16 protein-coding genes, 1 pseudogene and 1 riboswitch are annotated in these 18,723 nt (G+C 45.8%); of the genes and pseudogenes, 11 read left to right on the top strand and 6 right to left on the bottom strand.

Going from position 1 to position 18,723, the window contains the following annotated elements:
* The first annotated feature begins 280 nt into the window (after nt 1-280).
* The 8 genes and pseudogenes from MSG33_RS23165 to thiH all read left to right on the top strand — a co-directional run bounded on the left by MSG33_RS23165 (nt 281) and on the right by thiH (nt 8,821).
* Nucleotides 281-1,662, top strand: a pseudogene (locus tag MSG33_RS23165) (multicopper oxidase family protein).
* 123 nt (nt 1,663-1,785) lie between these two features.
* Entirely contained in the window at nt 1,786-2,169 is a 384-nt protein-coding gene (gene crcB / locus MSG33_RS23160) for a fluoride efflux transporter CrcB (protein WP_005397071.1), read from the top strand.
* Nucleotides 2,170-2,229: 60 nt separating this feature from the next.
* Nucleotides 2,230-2,328, top strand: a riboswitch (TPP riboswitch).
* Between the two features lie 164 nt (nt 2,329-2,492).
* Nucleotides 2,493-4,433, top strand: a complete 1,941-nt coding sequence (gene thiC / locus MSG33_RS23155; protein WP_248382287.1) for a phosphomethylpyrimidine synthase ThiC — start codon at nt 2,493-2,495, stop codon at nt 4,431-4,433.
* The gene (locus MSG33_RS23150; protein WP_248382285.1) at nt 4,433-5,848 is read left to right on the top strand and encodes a thiamine phosphate synthase; all 1,416 of its coding nucleotides are present in this window, start codon (nt 4,433-4,435) and stop codon (nt 5,846-5,848) included. The genes thiC and MSG33_RS23150 overlap by 1 nt, the downstream gene beginning before the upstream one ends.
* Nucleotides 5,835-6,608 carry a HesA/MoeB/ThiF family protein gene (locus MSG33_RS23145; protein ID WP_248382283.1) on the top strand — a complete coding sequence of 258 codons (774 nt, stop codon included), beginning with the start codon at nt 5,835-5,837 and terminating at the stop codon, nt 6,606-6,608. Before MSG33_RS23150 ends, MSG33_RS23145 begins: the two co-directional genes overlap by 14 nt.
* Before the next feature lie 38 nt (nt 6,609-6,646).
* Nucleotides 6,647-6,901 carry a sulfur carrier protein ThiS gene (gene thiS / locus MSG33_RS23140; protein WP_124009022.1) on the top strand — a complete coding sequence of 85 codons (255 nt, stop codon included), beginning with the start codon at nt 6,647-6,649 and terminating at the stop codon, nt 6,899-6,901.
* A gap of 5 nt (nt 6,902-6,906) precedes the next feature.
* Nucleotides 6,907-7,674: a thiazole synthase gene (locus tag MSG33_RS23135; protein WP_248382280.1), complete on the top strand. Its 768-nt coding sequence runs from the start codon at nt 6,907-6,909 to the stop codon at nt 7,672-7,674.
* 34 nt (nt 7,675-7,708) lie between these two features.
* The gene (thiH, locus tag MSG33_RS23130; protein WP_248382278.1) at nt 7,709-8,821 is read left to right on the top strand and encodes a 2-iminoacetate synthase ThiH; all 1,113 of its coding nucleotides are present in this window, start codon (nt 7,709-7,711) and stop codon (nt 8,819-8,821) included.
* 156 nt (nt 8,822-8,977) lie between these two features.
* Here thiH and MSG33_RS23125 read toward each other — a convergent pair whose 3' ends face one another.
* Both MSG33_RS23125 and MSG33_RS23120 read right to left on the bottom strand, forming a co-directional pair.
* Entirely contained in the window at nt 8,978-10,768 is a 1,791-nt protein-coding gene (locus MSG33_RS23125; RefSeq protein ID WP_248382277.1) for an aminopeptidase P family protein, read from the bottom strand.
* A 202-nt stretch (nt 10,769-10,970) separates the two neighbouring features.
* Nucleotides 10,971-11,912 carry a LysR family transcriptional regulator gene (locus MSG33_RS23120; protein WP_005397044.1) on the bottom strand — a complete coding sequence of 314 codons (942 nt, stop codon included), beginning with the start codon at nt 11,910-11,912 and terminating at the stop codon, nt 10,971-10,973.
* Between the two features lie 107 nt (nt 11,913-12,019).
* Here MSG33_RS23120 and MSG33_RS23115 point away from each other — a divergent pair, with 107 nt between their 5' ends.
* Nucleotides 12,020-13,213 carry a multidrug effflux MFS transporter gene (locus MSG33_RS23115; protein WP_197710233.1) on the top strand — a complete coding sequence of 398 codons (1,194 nt, stop codon included), beginning with the start codon at nt 12,020-12,022 and terminating at the stop codon, nt 13,211-13,213.
* A gap of 91 nt (nt 13,214-13,304) precedes the next feature.
* Nucleotides 13,305-13,589 carry a hypothetical protein gene (locus MSG33_RS23110; protein ID WP_005397034.1) on the top strand — a complete coding sequence of 95 codons (285 nt, stop codon included), beginning with the start codon at nt 13,305-13,307 and terminating at the stop codon, nt 13,587-13,589.
* A 30-nt stretch (nt 13,590-13,619) separates the two neighbouring features.
* Here MSG33_RS23110 and MSG33_RS23105 read toward each other — a convergent pair whose 3' ends face one another.
* From MSG33_RS23105 to MSG33_RS23090, 4 genes are all read right to left on the bottom strand, one after another.
* Nucleotides 13,620-14,072, bottom strand: a complete 453-nt coding sequence (locus MSG33_RS23105) for a DoxX family protein (RefSeq protein WP_248382275.1) — start codon at nt 14,070-14,072, stop codon at nt 13,620-13,622.
* A 10-nt stretch (nt 14,073-14,082) separates the two neighbouring features.
* The gene (locus MSG33_RS23100) at nt 14,083-14,841 is read right to left on the bottom strand and encodes a DNA-binding domain-containing protein (protein ID WP_164667113.1); all 759 of its coding nucleotides are present in this window, start codon (nt 14,839-14,841) and stop codon (nt 14,083-14,085) included.
* The gene (locus MSG33_RS23095) at nt 14,838-15,707 is read right to left on the bottom strand and encodes a DUF692 domain-containing protein (RefSeq protein ID WP_248382273.1); all 870 of its coding nucleotides are present in this window, start codon (nt 15,705-15,707) and stop codon (nt 14,838-14,840) included. Before MSG33_RS23095 ends, MSG33_RS23100 begins: the two co-directional genes overlap by 4 nt.
* A gap of 81 nt (nt 15,708-15,788) precedes the next feature.
* Nucleotides 15,789-16,049, bottom strand: a complete 261-nt coding sequence (locus MSG33_RS23090) for a DUF2282 domain-containing protein (RefSeq protein ID WP_031780600.1) — start codon at nt 16,047-16,049, stop codon at nt 15,789-15,791.
* A gap of 280 nt (nt 16,050-16,329) precedes the next feature.
* On the opposite strand from MSG33_RS23090, the gene uvrD reads away from it, so the two are divergent.
* Entirely contained in the window at nt 16,330-18,504 is a 2,175-nt protein-coding gene (uvrD, locus tag MSG33_RS23085) for a DNA helicase II (RefSeq protein WP_005397027.1), read from the top strand.
* Nucleotides 18,505-18,723: the final 219 nt, after the last annotated feature.

Genomic DNA, 18,723 nt, shown 5'->3' with positions numbered 1-18,723 from the left:
CAAATCCGCGTGTTGGGAGTTCGAATCTCTCCACCCCTGCCATATATCAAGGCTCTGACTTAGGTCAGAGCCTTTTTTGTATCTACTTGCCACTATGCATTTGTCCTCTCATCCCACCTATATGCCTTTCTGCTGCCTGCTGCTCTTTGTAAGTATTTATTACTCACCAACCTATTAGACTAGTCGTTATAACCAAGTGCTCCGAAATGTTAGCAATAAATGAGAATCATTATTTATATTTAGTTACACTCAACCGATCTGGATTAATGGGTAACTATGTATGGATATATCTCGTCGACGCTTCCTTCAATCATCCTTAGCGATCTCCGCGCTTACTGTTCTACCCGCATGCTCTCTATCTAGGAGTACTAATAAGCAGGGGCAGTATATATACGATATCACTGCAGAGCCTTCTACGGCTGAACTAGTGCCCGGTTTCAATACTGAGGTATTAGCTTTTAATGGGCGTATACCTGCACCGATAATTCGTTGCCGACAAGGGGAAAGGTAACAATCAACTTCATCAATAAGCTATCAGAGCCGACGACGATTCATTGGCATGGCTTGAGGATTCCTATTGAAATGGATGGAGTTCCGTTTTTAAGCCAGGCTCCTATCATGCCCGGAGAGACTTTTACGTATGAGTTTATTCCGCCAGATGCAGGTACGTTTTGGTATCACCCACACATGAACTGCGTTAAGCAGCTTGGTATGGGGTTGGTTGGGCTAATAATTGTTGAAGAGGCTGAGCCTGTTCAGTTTGATGAAGAGCATGAAGTCGTCCTCAAGCATTGGCATTTAGACAAGCAAGGACAGTGGAAGAACCTAATGGTGCCGCGCTTGAGTGCACGTATGGGAACGCCAGGAGAGTGGAGTAGCGTCAATGGTATTCATGAGCCTGTTTATACGCTGGAGCAGAACGCGACTACGCGATTAAGAATTGCTAATGTCGATAACACCATTACCTATCCGATCGCGATTGAAGGCACAGAGGCTTGGGTTATTGCTATCGATGGCAATCCAGTTAAAACGCCTTATAGGCTCACTCAACACAAAATTGGTCCGGGAATGAGATTGGATATCGGATTGATTGCTCCGAAGGCTGGAGAGCGTGTTTATGTGCGTCAAATGAAAGGGCGCTTCCCATTCTCTTTGTGTGAGTTTGAAGTTGTTGAGTCTGACCTGCCAAGCAACAAGAAACTGCCTTTATTGCCTCTCAACCCTGTGCCTGATCTTGATTTGGAAAATGCGAAGCAAATCGATTATGTGTTTGAATGGGAGGGGGCGATCACTCCCGTCGATAAATCGGGCAAAGCGATACCTAAATTCTGGCTGATGAACAAACGGGCTTGGGAGGGAATGAGCATAAATAATATCCCTGCGCCACTTTCAACATTGGAGCTTGGAAAAACCTATATCTTCAATTTGAAGAACGTTACTCAATATCATCATCCTATTCATCTTCATGGGCATACATTTACTGTTCTTGAGTTAGATGGGAAGAAACTCGACGAACCGTTCCATACCGATACGGTTTTACTTGGAAAAAATGGCAGTGCCAAAGCTGCCTTTGTTGCTAACAACCCTGGACGTTGGATGTATCACTGCCATGTTATTGAGCACATGAAAACCGGTTTGATGGGGTATATTGAAGTAAAGTGACTCCTGTAACTTTTTTAATCTCAGCGTGTTTTAAATGCAATACGTTGTCGAATTCTAAAATTTCACCATCAATATTGCTTTAGTTTTGGTTACAATATCGTCATCAATAGTGTTGGGGGAATTATGGGGCAGTTTTCCATTCTTGGTTTTATTGCACTAGGTGGTGCTTTCGGTGCGTGTTCTCGTTACTTGATATCTGAACTGTGTGTCATTTTATTGGGGCGTGGTTTTCCATACGGTACGCTAACTGTTAATGTGGTTGGTTCATTTATCATGGGCTTGTTGATTGCTGCGTTCGACAATGAACTGTTGGCAACAGAACCTTGGCGACAAGTGATTGGTTTGGGATTTTTAGGGGCACTGACGACGTTTTCCACCTTTTCTATGGATAATGTTTTACTTATGCAGCAAGGTGCGTTTTTTAAGATGGGGTTAAATATTTTATTAAATGTGGTGCTGAGCATCTCTGCTGCGTGGATCGGTTTCCAATTATTGATGCGCAGCTAGCAAAGTAGTTAAAAATTAAACAGGTCGGCTTGGTTTAACCAGGCCGTTTTTATATACTGATATCACTTGTCGGAGTGCCATAAGGCTGAGACCGTTAATTCGGGATCCGTTGAACCTGATCAGATTAGAATCTGCGAAGGGAACAAGAGAAGATATTTATACCGGAGTTCTTTCTGGTTGACCTATCAAATAGTCGAATGTTGTTATAGGCAAATTACTTAAGCTTTATTTAGCCTTAATTTGACTCCTCTTGTCGCATCTATCCGCCAAGCATTTTTATCCAATTACTTTTTATCTAGTATAACAAAGCAAGGAAAAATGCTATGTCGAGTCGCAAACAAGCGAGACTGGAAGCAAAACAGTTTATTGAAACACTCTCGGTACAGCCGTACCCAAATTCCACAAAAGTATATGTAGAAGGTTCACGTCCAGATGTTCGTGTACCTATGCGTGAAATAGCGCTAGCAGATAGTCTGATTGGTGGCACAAAAGAAGCGCCTATTTTCGAGCCGAATGAAGCCGTCCGAGTCTACGATACGTCAGGTGTTTATACTGATCCGAACTACGATATTGACCTTTATAGCGGCTTACCAAAGCTAAGAGAAAGCTGGATTGAAGAGCGTGGTGACACAGAGTTACTCGATGAAGTAAGCTCGGTGTACACCAAAGAACGCTTAGAAGACGAAACACTAGACGATCTTCGTTACGGTAATCTACCACGTATTCGACGTGCCAAAGATGGGCAATGCGTCACTCAACTGCACTATGCTCGCAAAGGCATTATTACCCCAGAAATGGAATTCATCGCGCTGCGTGAAAACATGGGTCGTTCCAAGTACCGTGATGATGTGCTGAATCAACAGCATCCTGGTCAAAGCTTTGGAGCGAATCTTCCAAAAGACATTACCGCCGAGTTTGTTCGAAAAGAAGTTGCCGAAGGTCGCGCGATTATCCCTTCTAATATCAACCACCCAGAATCCGAACCAATGATCATTGGACGTAACTTTTTGGTCAAAGTGAACGCTAATATCGGTAACTCATCGGTCACGTCTTCGATTGAGGAAGAGGTTGAGAAGCTAGTGTGGGCGACACGCTGGGGTGGCGATACTGTTATGGATCTCTCCACAGGTCGCAATATTCATGAAACTCGAGAATGGATTCTGCGTAACAGCCCGGTTCCGATCGGTACCGTACCTATGTATCAAGCGCTGGAAAAAGTGAATGGAGTTGCCGAAAATCTTAACTGGGAAGTGATGCGCGATACTCTGATTGAGCAAGCAGAGCAGGGCGTTGATTACTTCACTATCCATGCCGGTTTACTACTTCGCTATGTGCCAATGACTGCAAAGCGCGTTACTGGCATCGTTTCTCGTGGTGGTTCTATCATCGCGAAATGGTGTTTAGCGCATCACCAAGAAAGCTTCTTATACACCCATTTCCGAGAGATCTGTGAAATCTGTGCTAAGTATGATGTCGCACTATCTCTCGGTGATGGTCTGCGTCCTGGTTCGGTTGCCGATGCGAACGACGAAGCGCAATTTGCTGAGCTTCGTACCCTTGGTGAGTTAACCAAGATTGCGTGGGAATACGACGTACAGGTGATTATCGAAGGTCCTGGTCATGTTCCAATGCATATGATCAAAGAGAATATGGAAGAGCAGTTAGAGCACTGTCATGAAGCACCGTTCTACACCCTTGGTCCACTGACGACAGACGTTGCTCCTGGTTACGACCATATTACTTCAGGCATTGGCGCTGCCATGATTGGCTGGTATGGCTGTGCGATGCTCTGTTATGTAACTCCTAAAGAGCATCTTGGCTTACCAAACAAAGAGGACGTGAAGGTAGGCATGATCACTTACAAGCTTGCTGCTCATGCTGCTGATTTGGCGAAAGGGCATCCAGGCGCACAAGTTCGTGATAACGCGCTTTCTAAAGCTCGCTTCGAGTTCCGCTGGGAAGACCAATTCAACTTGTCACTCGACCCAGAAACCGCTCGCGCTTTCCATGATGAAACCTTGCCTCAAGAGTCGGGAAAAGTTGCTCACTTCTGTTCGATGTGCGGACCAAAGTTCTGCTCGATGAAGATTTCGCAAGAGGTTCGAGAATACGCGAAAGATACTGAGCAAGTTGCTGCGGACCAAGCTATCTCGATCAAAATGCTTGATGATCCTCTTGAGGGGATGCGTCAGAAATCGCAAGAATTTAGAGAGTCAGGTTCTGAGTTATACCACCCAGCAGCACATGCCGAGGTAAGTGACTAATGAGCAAAATCCTTATTCCGTCATCATTGATTGAACTGACAGGTTTAGTTCAGCAATGTTTGTTGTTGGCGAAAGAACAGGGTTTTAGCATCGAAGACATTGAGTTGGGTGTGAGCCCAACTCAATCTATTCAGCTTGTTCGCGACCAACAGACCACACGTATAACGACAGATCTTATTGATGGACATAACTCTGAGCATGAGAGTTCATTTGTGTTCCATTACCGCTCTGCTTTATCGGTAGAAGCGTGTGCTAAGCAACCGTCGAAAGCGATTTACATTGGTATTGCTGATACTCAAGTTTCCGATCAAAAGGAGAAAGTGCTTCAGCTTGATATCTGGCGTCACCCAATTAACGACGAAGTAAGAGCGCTTTCTGTTAAGTCCAAACTCAACGCAATGTTCGATCCCGAACATCACCTTGCTTGGATAGTAACGCTGACAGTACTCGATTTTCCTATCGAAGATGCGTTAACACTTGCTCGAGGAATGCTAACTCAACAGGCGAATGTTTCACGTGAAACACTGTTTAATGACAACCTTGACGAGGGACAATCAACTCAGTGGGCTAACCAATTTGATGATTTCCCGACACCTGTACTGGAAGATAACCGACTAGGTATTCAAGTTGGTTGGTCAGCACAAGGAGAGAGTGTTAACTTCCCAACTCTAACTAAGCAAAGTCTAGGGCTCTATCCAGTCGTTGATGATGTTGCTTGGATTGAGCGTCTACTGCCACTAGGCATCAACACTATTCAACTGCGAATCAAGAACCCACAACAAGCCGATTTAGAACAACAGATCATTCGAGCAATTGAGCTAGGTCGTCAGTATCAAGCACAAGTGTTCATCAATGACTATTGGCAGTTGGCAATCAAGCATGGCGCTTATGGCGTTCACCTAGGACAAGAAGACATAGAAGAATCGAACTTGGCTCAGCTAACCAAAGCCGGCATTCGTCTTGGTCTTTCTACTCATGGTTATTATGAGCTACTGCGCATCGTACAAATTCATCCTAGTTACATCGCGCTAGGGCATATTTTCCCAACCACCACTAAACAGATGCCATCGAAACCACAAGGTTTGGTGCGCTTGGCTTTGTATCAAAAGTTGATTGATAGCATTCCTTATACAAATACAGAGGCTGCTTTCCGTCCTTCAAAAGACAAAGTAGGTAGTGACTATGTGCTTGGCTTTCCGACGGTTGCGATTGGTGGTATTGACCAATCTAATGCAGACCAAGTTTGGCGCACGGGCGTCTCTAGTTTGGCAGTTGTGCGTGCTATTACGTTGGCAGAATCACCTCAGTCCGTCATCGAGTTCTTCGCACAACTGATGAAGGAAAGACAGCTAACGTTTACTGATCAGAATAATGAATTGGCGGATACCAAGAGAGGCGAGCATGCTCACGGATAAGCAGTTCCTTCGCTATCAGCGCCAACTCGCTCTGCCTGAAATTGCCGAAATTGGGCAAGAGCGTTTGAGCAAATCGCATGTGCTGATCATCGGTTGTGGTGGGTTAGGGAGCGCAGCGAGTTTGTACTTGGCATCAGCGGGTGTTGGTAAATTGGTTGTGGTCGATGACGATGACGTTGATAGCAGTAACCTACAGCGTCAGATCATTTATCGTGAACAAGACCTCCAAGTTGCGAAAACAGAAGCGACTGTAAAGCAACTCACTGAACTTAATTCTATGGTCCAAGTTCGTGCTCTCAATAAGCGATTAGACAAAGCACAGCTGCAGCTTGAGGTGATGCTAGCGGATGTGGTGCTGGACTGCACCGATAACATGCCAACGCGCCAGCTCATTAACCAAGTTTGTTTCGAGCAAGATACGCCGCTCATCTCAGCGGCGGCAATTGGTTGGCAAGGGCAATTTGCTGTCTTTGATTACCAAACGCCAAGTGAACAAGGAGCGGAGAGTAAAGCCTGTTACCGCTGTTTGTATCCGTTCGATGAATTACCGCAAACGCAAAAATGCAGTGACAGCGGTGTCGTCGGTCCGGTGGTGGGCACACTTGGTAACTACCAAGCGATAGCGGCAATTCAAAAACTGGCGACGGGAAAGTTTCATGTTGAGACTGCAAAGTTGCATCTGTTTGATGGATTGAAAATGCAATGGCAAACCATGGCGATAAGCAAAGACAAACAGTGCCAAGTGTGTGCTCAGATTTAGCTTACGAATAATGGGCAGAATTAAGAGAGTTGGAAGCAATGACGTTATCAGAACAACAAACAACACAAGTGACCGATGCTGACTTAGATGTGATCACGATTGTCATCAATGACCAGTCACATCAAGTTGCCAGTGAGTCGAATCTACAGCAAATCATTAGCCAATTTGCGCTGCCTGAAATGGGCTGTGTTTTTGCAATTAATAACCATGTTGTGCCGCGCAGTGAGTGGGCTAGCACAGTTCTTTCACAGGGAGATAGCATCTCTTTGTTTCAAGCAATCGCAGGGGGTTAAAGTCGATGCTTAAAATTGGTGATAAACAATTCGAATCTAGACTGTTCACAGGAACAGGGAAGTTTGCCAACAGCCGACTAATGGCAGAAGCGATTCAAGTGTCGGGTTGTCAACTTGCGACCATGGCGTTGAAGCGTGTGGATGTGAACGACCAACAAGACGATATTTTGCTGCCGTTAGTACAAGCTGGGGTGAACTTATTGCCGAACACTTCAGGTGCAAAGAATGCTAAAGATGCTGTGTTTGCTGCACAACTGGCGAGAGAAGCGTTAGGTACTAACTGGTTAAAACTGGAAATTCATCCAGACCCGAAGTACTTGATGCCCGATCCTATTGAGACACTAGCAGCCGCTGAGCAACTGGTTCGTGAAGGCTTCATTGTGCTTCCTTATTGTCATGCTGACCCGGTTCTGTGTAAACGATTGGAAGAAGTAGGCTGTGCTGCAGTCATGCCATTAGGTGCGCCGATTGGTTCCAATAAAGGGATAGTTTCTCACGATTTCCTAGAGATCATTATCGACCAAGCTAATGTTCCAGTGGTTGTCGATGCGGGTATTGGTGCTCCTTCACATGCGGCACGTGCGATGGAAATGGGCGCGGATGCCGTGCTAGTTAATACCGCGATTGCAGCTTCGAACGATCCCGTTGCGATGGCGAAGGCATTTAAGTTGGCGGTAGAGTCGGGACGTATGGCTTATGAAGCCGGACTTGCTGGTAAGGTTTCTCATGCGATTGCGTCGAGTCCACTGACGTCATTCCTAGATGAGCTTTAGTCCTAGATGGGTTTAGCTATTAAGCGAGGAAAACATGAGCTTCGTTGAACAATTTAAGCAGCTTAATTGGGATGACATTTCGATGTCGATCTACGCGAAAACGGCACAAGATGTCGAGCGAGCATTGAATAAACCCAAACGTGATTTGGAAGACTTTAAAGCGCTAATTTCACCAGCGGCTGAAGCGTACTTAGAGCAAATGGCGCAGCTGTCATACTCGGCAACTCGCAAGCGTTTTGGTAATACCATGTCGCTTTATATTCCATTGTACCTTTCTAACTTGTGCGCCAATGCTTGTACTTATTGTGGCTTCTCGATGGAGAATAGAATCAAGCGTCGTACCTTGAATAGGGACGAAGTGGCTGCAGAAGTTGAAGCCATTAAACGCATGAAGTTCGATAGCGTATTGCTGGTGACTGGTGAACACGAAACCAAAGTGGGCATGAAATACTTCCGCGAAATGGTGCCGATGATTAAGCAACGTTTTAACTATTTGGCGATGGAAGTACAGCCACTTGATCAAGACGAATACGCTGAGCTCAAGACATTGGGTTTGGATGCGGTGATGGTCTATCAAGAAACGTATCATCCTTCGACTTACGCCGAGCACCATTTGCGTGGCAATAAGATGGATTTCGAATACCGATTGGATACACCCGATCGTCTTGCAAAAGCGGGCATCGATAAGATCGGTATTGGCGCATTGATAGGGTTGGAAGAGTGGCGTACCGACTGTTTTTATGTGGCAGCGCACTTGGACTATCTTGAGCGCACGTATTGGCAGACTCGTTACTCAATTTCTTTCCCACGTTTACGTCCTTGTGAGGGCGCGCTCCAACCAAAATCAGTCATGACGGATAAACAGCTTGTGCAGTTGATTTGCGCTTATCGTTTGTTGAATCCAGAAGTGGAGTTGTCATTATCGACTCGTGAGTCACCGAAGTTTAGAGACAACTCATTGCCTTTAGGCATTACCAGTATATCTGCAGCATCGAAAACTCAGCCGGGTGGTTATGCGATGGATGATGTTGAACTCGAGCAGTTTGAGATCAGTGATGAGCGAAGTGCTAGTTCTGTGGAAGATATGATTAGAGCCAAAGGCTTTGACCCAGTATGGCGAGACTGGCACTCGGCGTATTCTGGTTAAGCAACAAATAAAGCCACTGGTCATCGTTATGTTTCACGTGAAACATAGGAAAAGAAAGAGGGTTGATGCAAAACATCAACCCTCTACTTTTTTTTAGCTTCTAGCTTCTAGCTTCTAGCTTCTAGCTTCTAGCTTCTAGCTTCTAGCTTCTAGCTTCTAGCTGTGTGCTACAGGTAGCGTTGCTTGACGAAGCCACTCTTTCACATCACCTTCGACTAGCGGGCTGATCTCATCCCATACTTTCTGATGGTAGTCATTCAGCCAAGCAAGTTCTGGACGAGTTAGCATATCAACGTTGATATTGCGCTTGTCGATTGGACAGCGTGTTAGCGACTCAAATGACAGAACAGGGAAGTCACCGTTAGTTGGGGTTTCAACAACAAGCTCTAGGTTTTCAATACGGATACCAAACGCATCTGCACGGTAGTAACCTGGCTCGTTGGATAGCACCATACCTTCTGTTAGAGGCACGTCGATTTGCTTCTTCGAAATGCTCGCTGGACCTTCATGAACACTTAGGAAGTGACCAACACCGTGACCAGTACCGTGATCGTAATCGTAGCCTTCTGCCCATAGGTGCTGACGAGCTAGCGTATCGATTTGGTAACCACGTGTGCCTTTCGGGAAACGAGCTCGAGCAACGCCAATATGACCTTTCAGCGCCAACGTAAATTGCTTCTTCATTTCTGCAGAAGGTTGACCGATCGCGATGGTACGCGTGATGTCTGTCGTGCCATCGAGATACTGACCGCCTGAATCCACTAGGTAAAGTGTGTTCAGTTCTAGCTTGCCAGGTTCAGTTTGGTTTTCGTGGTTGTAGTGACACATCGCCGCGTTGCCACCTGCTGCCGAAATAGTATCGAAGCTAAGATCCATAAGCGTCGGGTCTTCGCTACGGAACGCTTCTAGTTTGTCAGCCAATGTTGCTTCATTATGCAAGTTACCCGCAACGACTTCTGCATCTAACCAACATAGGAACTTGCTCATCGCCACGCCATCGCGGATATGACATGCTTTCATCCCTGCGATTTCAACTGCGTTCTTCGCCGCTTTTGGCATTAGGCATGGGTCAGCTTTACTCACCACAGATGCGCCAGCATTTTGTAGAACCAACTTAAACCATGCGTTACTTGTCGCAGGGTCAACCAGTACATTCTTGCCAGTTAGAGTTTCTAGTCGTGCTTGTAACGCTTCTGGGTGATGAACTGTTACGCCAGAACCAACGTGAGCGTCAAACTCAGCAGGTAGGCGAGCTGGATCTAGGAAGTATTCCACGCTTGAATCTGAATGCAGAATCGCGTGAGAAAGCAGAACTGGTAGACGTGATACATCTAGACCACGAACGTTAAGCAGCCAACAGATAGAGTCAAGTGCTGTGATCACTGCGCTGTCTGCGCCGGCTTTTTTCACCAGCTCTGCGATTTCTTGGCGCTTACTTTCACTTGATTGACCAACCGCTTCTGTTGCCATTAGGCGAACGTCAGAAACCACAGGAGCAGGGCGGTCGTGCCACAGCTCATCAATTGGGTTACTGTCTAGAATCTTAAGCTCAAGTGCACCTGCAAGTTTTGCTTGTGCCATGTCTAGCCAAGCAGAGCTGTGCATGCGAGGGTCGATTGCCACAGACGCGCCATTTGCAAGGTGGTCTTTAATCCAATCTAGCGCAGGCTCTTCAATCAGGTGGCGGTATTCGAATAGATCAGCAGGAACCTGCTTGGTTACTTGTACCGTGTAGCGTCCATCAACAAAGATAGCGGCTTCGTCTTTGGTGATTACCGCAGCACCAGCAGAACCGGTAAAACCAGTTAGCCAATGTAAACGCTCGTTGTGCGCTGGTACGTATTCGCCCAAGTACTCGTCTTCATGAGGGACAAGTAGGGCATCAATATTATGTTGTATAAGCCATTCGCGAATCGCATTCACGCGGCTGAGGGTTTCGTTGTGCATCTGTTTTATTCCTTCAAATTACCGCTCCTTCATGCTCAGGTGTGGGAGCTGTTTCCTTCTGCTTCATGCAGTTTATGATCAACGCAAGTTTGCAATGACTTAGGTTGAGTCGGAGTACAACTAGGCCATAGATGAGCCAAAAAGGACTACGACAGTTAAGCTACTCATTTTACCCGCTAAGCGCAAATTGAGAGCGGTATTTTTATCTAAGGTGATCGGTTTTTTGTGTGATCATCGCACGTAGCCAACCCAATGCAGGGTCGTTTTCTCTGTCTCGGTGCCAGAATAAAGTGTAAGCCATAGGTGGAAATTCTAGCGGGAGTGGTAGTACGACCAAATCAAGCTGTTTAGCAGCGAGCTGCACAAAATGGCTTGGGGCGGTAAAAATAAAGTCAGTGTAGGAACATAAACTTGCGGCACTATTAAAGTCCGGAACGGTGACGGCAATATCGCGGTCGGCTCCAATATCGGCAAGGCGATAATCTAACAGCCAACGGTCGTTGCCGTCACAACGCACTTGTACGTGACGCAGGGCGAGATACGCTTCGAGGTTCCAAGGCTGTTTTAATGCTGGGTGATTTTTGCGAATAATACACATCTGGTGATCTCGATAAATTTCCAGTTCGCATATGTCATCGGGTGGCAGCAGAGTCAGCTTGGCATCATTAATATCGATATCTTTTCCAGTTAAGCCTAAGTCTAGCTCGCCACGTTGCAGCATTTTAAAAGTATTATCGGACCAAGGGTGAGTGCTGATCGTCACCCCAGGGGCTTGCTGAAAAATCGCCGGTAAGAAATGAGGCAGAATCAGAGGGTAAACACTTTCAACCGCTGCTATTTGAAAACGGTATTCGCTGCTTTGTGGAGAGAACTCTTCTGGTTGAGTCAGTACTTCTAACTGGTTTATCAACAGATCCAGTTTCGGTTTAAGAAACAAAGCGCGCGGTGTTGGTGTTAATCCATGCGAGTTTCGGGTGAAAAGCGGGTCATCAAATTGGATGCGCAGTTTAGCCAGTGATTTGCTCACGGCAGACTGACTCAAGCACAGTCGGTGGGCGGCTCGGGTGACATTTAACTCTTCTATCAAAACTTTAAAACAGACCAATAGATTTAAATCGATACGAGCCAGTTTTTCGACGTTCACGGTGAATTTCCTCTAAGGAATAATGCTCATGATTATACATCATTTCCATTCATATCATCAGATGATTAAGCTCTATCCAAAGTTCTTTATCCAATTCGGAGTGTTGTGTGCCTAGCCAGTTTTCTAATAGTAAAAAACAGATGGCGTTATTGACCCTTTTGGTTCTTTTCAGTCCTCTTGCGATTGATATTTATCTACCTGCTTTACCTCTTATTGCTTCCACTTTTCAGGTCGATAATGCGCTAGCACAAGACACGATCACTTGGTTCTTATTTGCGATGGGTGTAGGGCAACTGTTTGCTGGCCCTTTGGCAGATAAACTCGGACGTCGAACTGTTGCATTGGGCGGTATCACTATCTATGCGATGAGCGCTTTATTGGCGTGGAGTGCTCAAAATATTGAATGGATGTTGGTTTCCCGACTGCTACAAGGCTTAGGTGCGTGTGCGACATCGGTAGCAGCCTTTGCAACAGTTCGCGATATCTTTGGCCCGGAAAAAAGCGGCAAAATGATCAGCTATCTTAACGGCGCGATTTGTTTTATTCCGGCATTAGCTCCAATTCTAGGTAGTTGGTTAACTCAGCAATTTGACTGGCGTGCTAACTTTAGCTTTATGGCGGGTTTTGCTGTGGTGTCTGGATCATTGATGTTTTTCATGATGAAAGAGACCAACCCATCAACGGAAAAGCAAGCCGTGTTTAAGCTCAGCCGTTATTGGGCAGTGCTTAGTACGCCATCTTTTGTCTTCCATGCTTCACTGTGTTTAATGGCGATGGCGGTTATTCTCGCGTATGTCACCTCGGCGCCATCGGTATTGATGACAGGGATGGGGTTGTCGATGAATGAGTTCACCTTCTGGTTTGGTGTAAATGCAGTGATCAATATTGCGGCTTGTATGCTTGCGCCTAAGTTTATGGAGCGCGTTGGCACGCACAACACTTTGGTTGCGGGGATCTCGACTCTGGGTCTCGCAGGTGTGATTATGCTGGTGATGAATGGTCAGAATACCGCGCTTTCTTTCATGCTACCTATTTTCATGTCATCAGTGGGTTTTGCATTCATTCTGGGTGCAGCAGCAGGGAAAGCATTGGAACCGTTTGGTGACAAAGCGGGTACGGCTGCGGCACTGCTTGGGTTGTTCCAAATGAGTGGCTCTGGTTTGTTGGTTGGTACGTTGCAGCGTTTATCTTTGGAACCTCAAACACTGATCGCAATTCATATGTGGGTTCTATTGCCTGCGTTGGTGGTTCTGTTTACAAAAGCAGGTAAGAACTGGCATTCAAGCTTTGCGAAAGCGTAAATCAGTGTAATTTAGTATTTTCCAATGTAAGTAAGGCGTGTATATTTGTCGTTCAGACTTTTCCTGACACCATAACGGAACTCAAAAAGTAATGTCGTTAACCACGTATGAAATGGCTCGTATTCTAGAGCAAATGGAAGATTCACCAGAAAAGGTGATGTTTGGCAAGTTGCTTAATGAGCTGGGTAATCAAAGCTCCGAGCGTATTCGTAGTGCGGCTAAACAAGTACCTCTGCCAATTTTGCGTGATATCGTGTACCAATTCCAGCAAGTGATTGAGTCGCGCAAAGGTGAACAAGTTGAGCTGTTGGCAAAAGATCTTGCTCAACAGGGCATCTCAGCTGATGAGCTTCTTGCTTACTTAAATAAACAATAAAAAATCCCCGCCACTGCGGGGATTTTTTTATCACGTCAACTTGTTCTTTATAACATGGTCAATAGAGATAACTCCCGGTCCCCATACGATGACCACTAAAATCATGAATCCCCACAATTGATGGTCATAGAACCCTTTTTCCCACAATACCGGGTAAGAGATGACCGCTATGATATTAAACACAAATAGAATCGCAGCCATCGGGCGGGTAATTAATCCCAACGCTAAAAATACTGGCAGAATCAACTCGGCAGCCGTTCCCATGTAGGCCGCTAACTCCCAAGGCAAAAGTGGCACTTGGTATTCCAATTCGAATAGATACAGCGTGCTATCCCAAGAAGAAACTTTGATTAACCCTGAATTGAAGAACACCCATGCAACCCACAAACGACAAAAGAGAAGTAGTAAAGGGACAAAGCCAGCTTGTAAGGTATTGATCAAGTCGTCGTACCGATTGACTAAGTTTTTAACCGTATTCGTCATAGAGTGCTCCTTAGATTGATTTCAATGTAAAGCCGTCAACGAGATCGAGTGCCATGATGCTATTAAGGTGAACGAGCAAAGCTTCGGGTATTTCGCTCAAACTCTGCTTCTGCTCTAAACATTGCAGCAGTTGAAAAACATCGGTATCGAGTGCGTGACATTGAGCTTCTCCATTGGCTTGAATAGAGATGACACCTCGCTGTAATTGATTGATATTGAGCTGTTCAAACTCTTGGTGTTGAATCGCATGAAAGAGATCAAATACGGCGTAGTTTGAGTCAAAGCTGCGACTGCCAGTGCGCAAATGAAACACCAATTGAGGTTGTTGTTCTTCCGTCACTTGGGCAAGTGCAGATAAAGGGATTCGATTTGGTTTTTCGACTTTCTCATTCTGTATTTGTCGAGCTAAGTCCATATGCCATTCAAACCTTGCGACTTCAGGAGTGTACGGGGCTTGGGTCATGACCTGACTAAACTGCATAATCGTATCTTGAAAGCCAGCACCATAATGTACGACATTACCTTCAGCTAAGGGGTGAGAAAGTACGTGTTGGCGAGCAATTTGATCGAAGCACTCTTTTCCAACTAAGGCTTCAACCATTGGGTAGGTCGCTGCCAATACCTCACTCAAGCTGATGATAAAGTTATTGCGGTAAATCTGTATGCGTTCATCTGCGGTAAATTTGTCACTCACAATGTCGCATTCTTCACCGAGCGCTTGATAATGTAGGGCTTTAGCAAATTGACTCTGCAAGGTCGCAAGATTCATGACGCTTTCCTTTTGCTCTTTTGGTCAATTAAATGATTTTTCTGCAATAGTGAGGATGCTTTTTCTGCTTCGCCAAGAAGTATTTCTGGTGCAGGAATATCCAAATCCCATTCAATCAGCGTATGGCGAGGGCCGTGTTTTTGTGTCCAACTGACGAACAGCTGCCATACTTCATCACTGACGGGACGGCTATGAGTATCAATCCAAATCTCACCTTTATCCAACGGCTTAATAGTGAAACCTGCCAAATGAATCTCGTCGACTTTGTCGGCTGGAATCGCATCTAGGTATGTGTCGCAATCAAAACCGTGATTGAAGGCGGAAACATATACGTTATTTAAGTCGAGTAATAAACGACAGTCGGTGCGCTTTTGCACTTCGGTAAGAAAATCCCATTCGCTGATGGTTGAATGGTGAAACTTCACATAACTAGATGGGTTCTCAATTAAGATTTCACGTTGTAGGTATTCTTGCACTTCAAGCACGTTACGAGTGAAGACTTGCAGCGCTTCTTCCGTGTAAGGCAAGGGAAGTAGATCATTGAAGTAGTGACCACCATTTTCACTCCAGCTTAAATGGTCAGAGACGAAGAGCGGGTCAACTGTATTTATCAATGCTTTTAGTTGCGCTAAATGTTTCGGATTCACACGTTCCACCGAACCCAGCGACAAACCAATACCGTGGCAACTAATTTGGTAGTGCTCGCGTAATGCTTGCAGTTGATGGTGCTCTACTGAGTTGGGCTGAAAGTAGTTCTCGCTGTGGATTTCTAACCACGACAGCTCAGGTTTGTGTTGGCTAAAATAATCGAGATGAGGGGAGCGTAATCCGACGCCAGCAAGAGGATGGAAAGAGTGATGTTTCACGTGAAACTCCTTTTCTGATTGGCGAGTAACTGGGGCGTTGGTTAAAGTGCAACGCGCCCCACAGAAACTTGTGATGTTGAGTTATGAGCCGCTGGTGCTACCGCCAGCCAATTTGTCACACAATCCTTTAGGAACGACAACAAAAGCATCTTTTTGGTTGTCTTCTTTAGAGGTGCCCGCGCAAGAGCTGTTTTTCGTTGCGCAGTCATTTTTACCGGCTTTCGCCACGCCATAACACTTTTCTTTTTCTGCTGCGACAGCAGGGGCTGCGGTGAGCATGGTGCCACCAAGAGCAAGAAGGCCAGTAACAGCAGCAGTAACAGCAAGATTCGATTTTTTCATCATAATTTCCTCTGAGTGATTTCCTTTTACTTTCATTCGGCAAGTCGATTCGCCGTTTGGCGTACAACCTTTATCCACTTGCTTAAATTAAAAGATAGAGATGAGGCAGAAAAACTTTCATAAAAATAACTCTCGCGAATGGTTTTGGAGTGATTACCTTCGTTAACTCTTTGAATGAAAGATTAAAAAAACAGCGAATTTTTTATCAAGTTTTGTCTAAACAGCACCCAGCTGTTTAGGTTATAATCGGTTTTTATGTATAAATAACCAGTAGCTCATCATGATGGATCCATCTCTATTACTCGACGGTCTAAACGATAAACAGCGTGAAGCCGTTGCAGCTCCTCTAGAAAACTTACTTGTCCTTGCTGGTGCAGGGAGTGGTAAGACTCGCGTTCTTGTTCACCGTATCGCTTGGCTTATGTCAGTCGAGCAAGCTTCTCCTTTCTCGATCATGTCGGTCACCTTCACTAATAAAGCGGCAGCAGAAATGCGTGGTCGTATTGAAGAGTTGATGATGGGCAGTGCATCTGGCATGTGGAATGGGACTTTCCACGGTATTTGTCACCGCATTTTGCGTGCACACTATCTTGATGCCAAGCTACCGGAAGATTTCCAAATCATAGACAGCGATGATCAGCAGCGCTTGTTAAAGCGTTTGATCAAAGCACAAAACTTGGATGAAAAGCAGTGGCCTGCACGCCAAGTTTCATGGTGGATTAATGGTAAGAAGGACGAAGGGTTACGCCCATCGCATATCGACGCTTATCACGATCCAGTGACCAAAACTTATTTGCAGCTGTATACCGCTTACCAAGAAGCGTGTGATCGTGCTGGCTTAGTGGACTTTGCAGAAATTTTGCTGCGCGCGCATGAGCTACTGCGTGACAACAAGTTTGTGCGTGAACACTACCAAGCACGCTTTAAGCATATCTTGGTTGACGAATTCCAAGACACCAACAACATTCAATACGCTTGGCTACGCATGATGGCTGGCCCAGATTGTCACGTGATGATTGTTGGTGACGACGACCAGTCAATTTATGGTTGGCGCGGTGCAAAAGTCGAGAACATTGAGAAGTTCACGCTGGAGTTTCCGAGCGTGAACACCATTCGTCTCGAACAAAACTATCGTTCGACCAAGACGATTCTTGAAGCGTCCAATACCTTGATTGCGAACAACACTGAACGCATGGGTAAAGAGCTGTGGACGGATGGCAATGTGGGAGAGCCGATCTCGGTTTACAGCGCTTATAACGAGCTTGACGAAGCGCGCTTTGCGGTCAATAAAATCAAAGAGTGGCAAGAGAATGGCGGCGCATTGAATGATGCTGCGATGCTGTATCGTAACAACGCGCAATCTCGTGTTTTGGAAGAAGCATTAATTCAGGCAGGCTTACCGTACCGTATTTACGGAGGCATGCGATTCTTCGAGCGTCAAGAAATCAGAGATGCGTTGAGCTACTTGCGTTTGATGGCGAATCGCAACGATGATGCCGCGTTTGAACGTGTCGTGAATACCCCAACACGTGGTCTGGGCGATAAGACGCTAGAGACTATCCGTCGTGCAGCTCGTGATAGAGGGTGCACTATGTGGGAAGCCAGTCTGGCAATGCTCGATGAGCAAGTATTAACGGGTCGAGCAGCTGGTGCGTTAAGTCGTTTTGTCGAATTAATCACCGCGTTGGAAGACGATACACTAGAAATGCCATTACATGAGCAAACGGACCACGTGATCAAGTACTCGGGTTTGTTTGCGATGTATGAGCAAGAGAAGGGCGAAAAGTCTAAAGCTCGCATAGAAAACTTGGAGGAGCTGGTTACCGCCACTCGCCAATTCGAAAAACCAGAAGAAGCGGAAGAAATGTCTCTGCTGACGGCATTTTTAACGCATGCGGCTCTGGAAGCGGGCGAAGGTCAGGCGGACGAATTTGAAGATGCAGTCCAACTGATGACGCTGCATAGTGCGAAAGGTTTGGAATTCCCATTGGTATTCATGGTCGGTGTGGAAGAAGGTATGTTCCCAAGCCAGATGTCCGCTGAAGAGGCAGGGCGTTTGGAAGAAGAGCGCCGTCTGTGTTATGTGGGCATGACGCGCGCGATGCAAAAGCTCTACATTACTTACGCGGAAATGCGTCGCCTATATGGCCAGGACAAATACCACAAACCATCGCGCTTTATTCGTGAATTACCAGAAACGTGTTTGGATGAAGTGCGCATGAAGGCGCAAGTGAGTCGCCCTTCAAGTAGTGGACGTTTTAGCCAAACCGCAGTAAAAGAAAACTTCAATGAGACTGGTTTTTCACTAGGTTCTCGTGTGATGCATCCGAAATTTGGTGAAGGAACGATCATCAACTTTGAGGGCAGTGGCCCACAAAGCCGAGTGCAGATTGCTTTCAACGGTGAAGGCATTAAATGGTTAGTCACCGCTTACGCGAGACTGGAGAAGCTGTAGGGCTTTGTGAAAAAATGAACATAAGAGCTGCTTCGGTGGCTCTTTCTGTTTTGGCTGTTTGGAATCAACAAAATGCTGAAAGATAGGGAGCTAAATGACGCTATTCGAAAAGGCTCTTGGTCTAAATCGCTTATCTTTAGACAAAGAAAAACCCCGAGGGCTTACGCCCGTCGGGGTTATAGTCTTACTCGCAGCAATCCAGCTACTAAAAGTGCTCCA

Source organism: Vibrio sp. 1CM7H (genome assembly GCF_023161645.1).
GTDB lineage: Bacteria > Pseudomonadota > Gammaproteobacteria > Enterobacterales > Vibrionaceae > Vibrio > Vibrio diabolicus.
The sequence above is the reverse complement of the archived record's forward strand: the minus strand, read 5'-3'. Positions and strand labels throughout refer to the sequence as shown.

What these genes read in the sequence shown, in the direction of transcription:
- MSG33_RS23090 (WP_031780600.1), bottom strand. Translation starts at nt 16,049, where the DNA reads ATGAAAAAATCGAATCTTGCTGTTACTGCTGCTGTTACTGGCCTTCTT.
- crcB (WP_005397071.1), top strand. Translation starts at nt 1,786, where the DNA reads ATGGGGCAGTTTTCCATTCTTGGTTTTATTGCACTAGGTGGTGCTTTC.
- thiS (WP_124009022.1), top strand. Translation starts at nt 6,647, where the DNA reads ATGACGTTATCAGAACAACAAACAACACAAGTGACCGATGCTGACTTA.
- MSG33_RS23100 (WP_164667113.1), bottom strand. Translation starts at nt 14,841, where the DNA reads ATGAATCTTGCGACCTTGCAGAGTCAATTTGCTAAAGCCCTACATTAT.
- thiC (WP_248382287.1), top strand. Translation starts at nt 2,493, where the DNA reads ATGTCGAGTCGCAAACAAGCGAGACTGGAAGCAAAACAGTTTATTGAA.
- uvrD (WP_005397027.1), top strand. Translation starts at nt 16,330, where the DNA reads ATGATGGATCCATCTCTATTACTCGACGGTCTAAACGATAAACAGCGT.
- MSG33_RS23135 (WP_248382280.1), top strand. Translation starts at nt 6,907, where the DNA reads ATGCTTAAAATTGGTGATAAACAATTCGAATCTAGACTGTTCACAGGA.
- MSG33_RS23145 (WP_248382283.1), top strand. Translation starts at nt 5,835, where the DNA reads ATGCTCACGGATAAGCAGTTCCTTCGCTATCAGCGCCAACTCGCTCTG.
- thiH (WP_248382278.1), top strand. Translation starts at nt 7,709, where the DNA reads ATGAGCTTCGTTGAACAATTTAAGCAGCTTAATTGGGATGACATTTCG.
- MSG33_RS23150 (WP_248382285.1), top strand. Translation starts at nt 4,433, where the DNA reads ATGAGCAAAATCCTTATTCCGTCATCATTGATTGAACTGACAGGTTTA.
- MSG33_RS23125 (WP_248382277.1), bottom strand. Translation starts at nt 10,768, where the DNA reads ATGCACAACGAAACCCTCAGCCGCGTGAATGCGATTCGCGAATGGCTT.
- MSG33_RS23110 (WP_005397034.1), top strand. Translation starts at nt 13,305, where the DNA reads ATGTCGTTAACCACGTATGAAATGGCTCGTATTCTAGAGCAAATGGAA.
- MSG33_RS23105 (WP_248382275.1), bottom strand. Translation starts at nt 14,072, where the DNA reads ATGACGAATACGGTTAAAAACTTAGTCAATCGGTACGACGACTTGATC.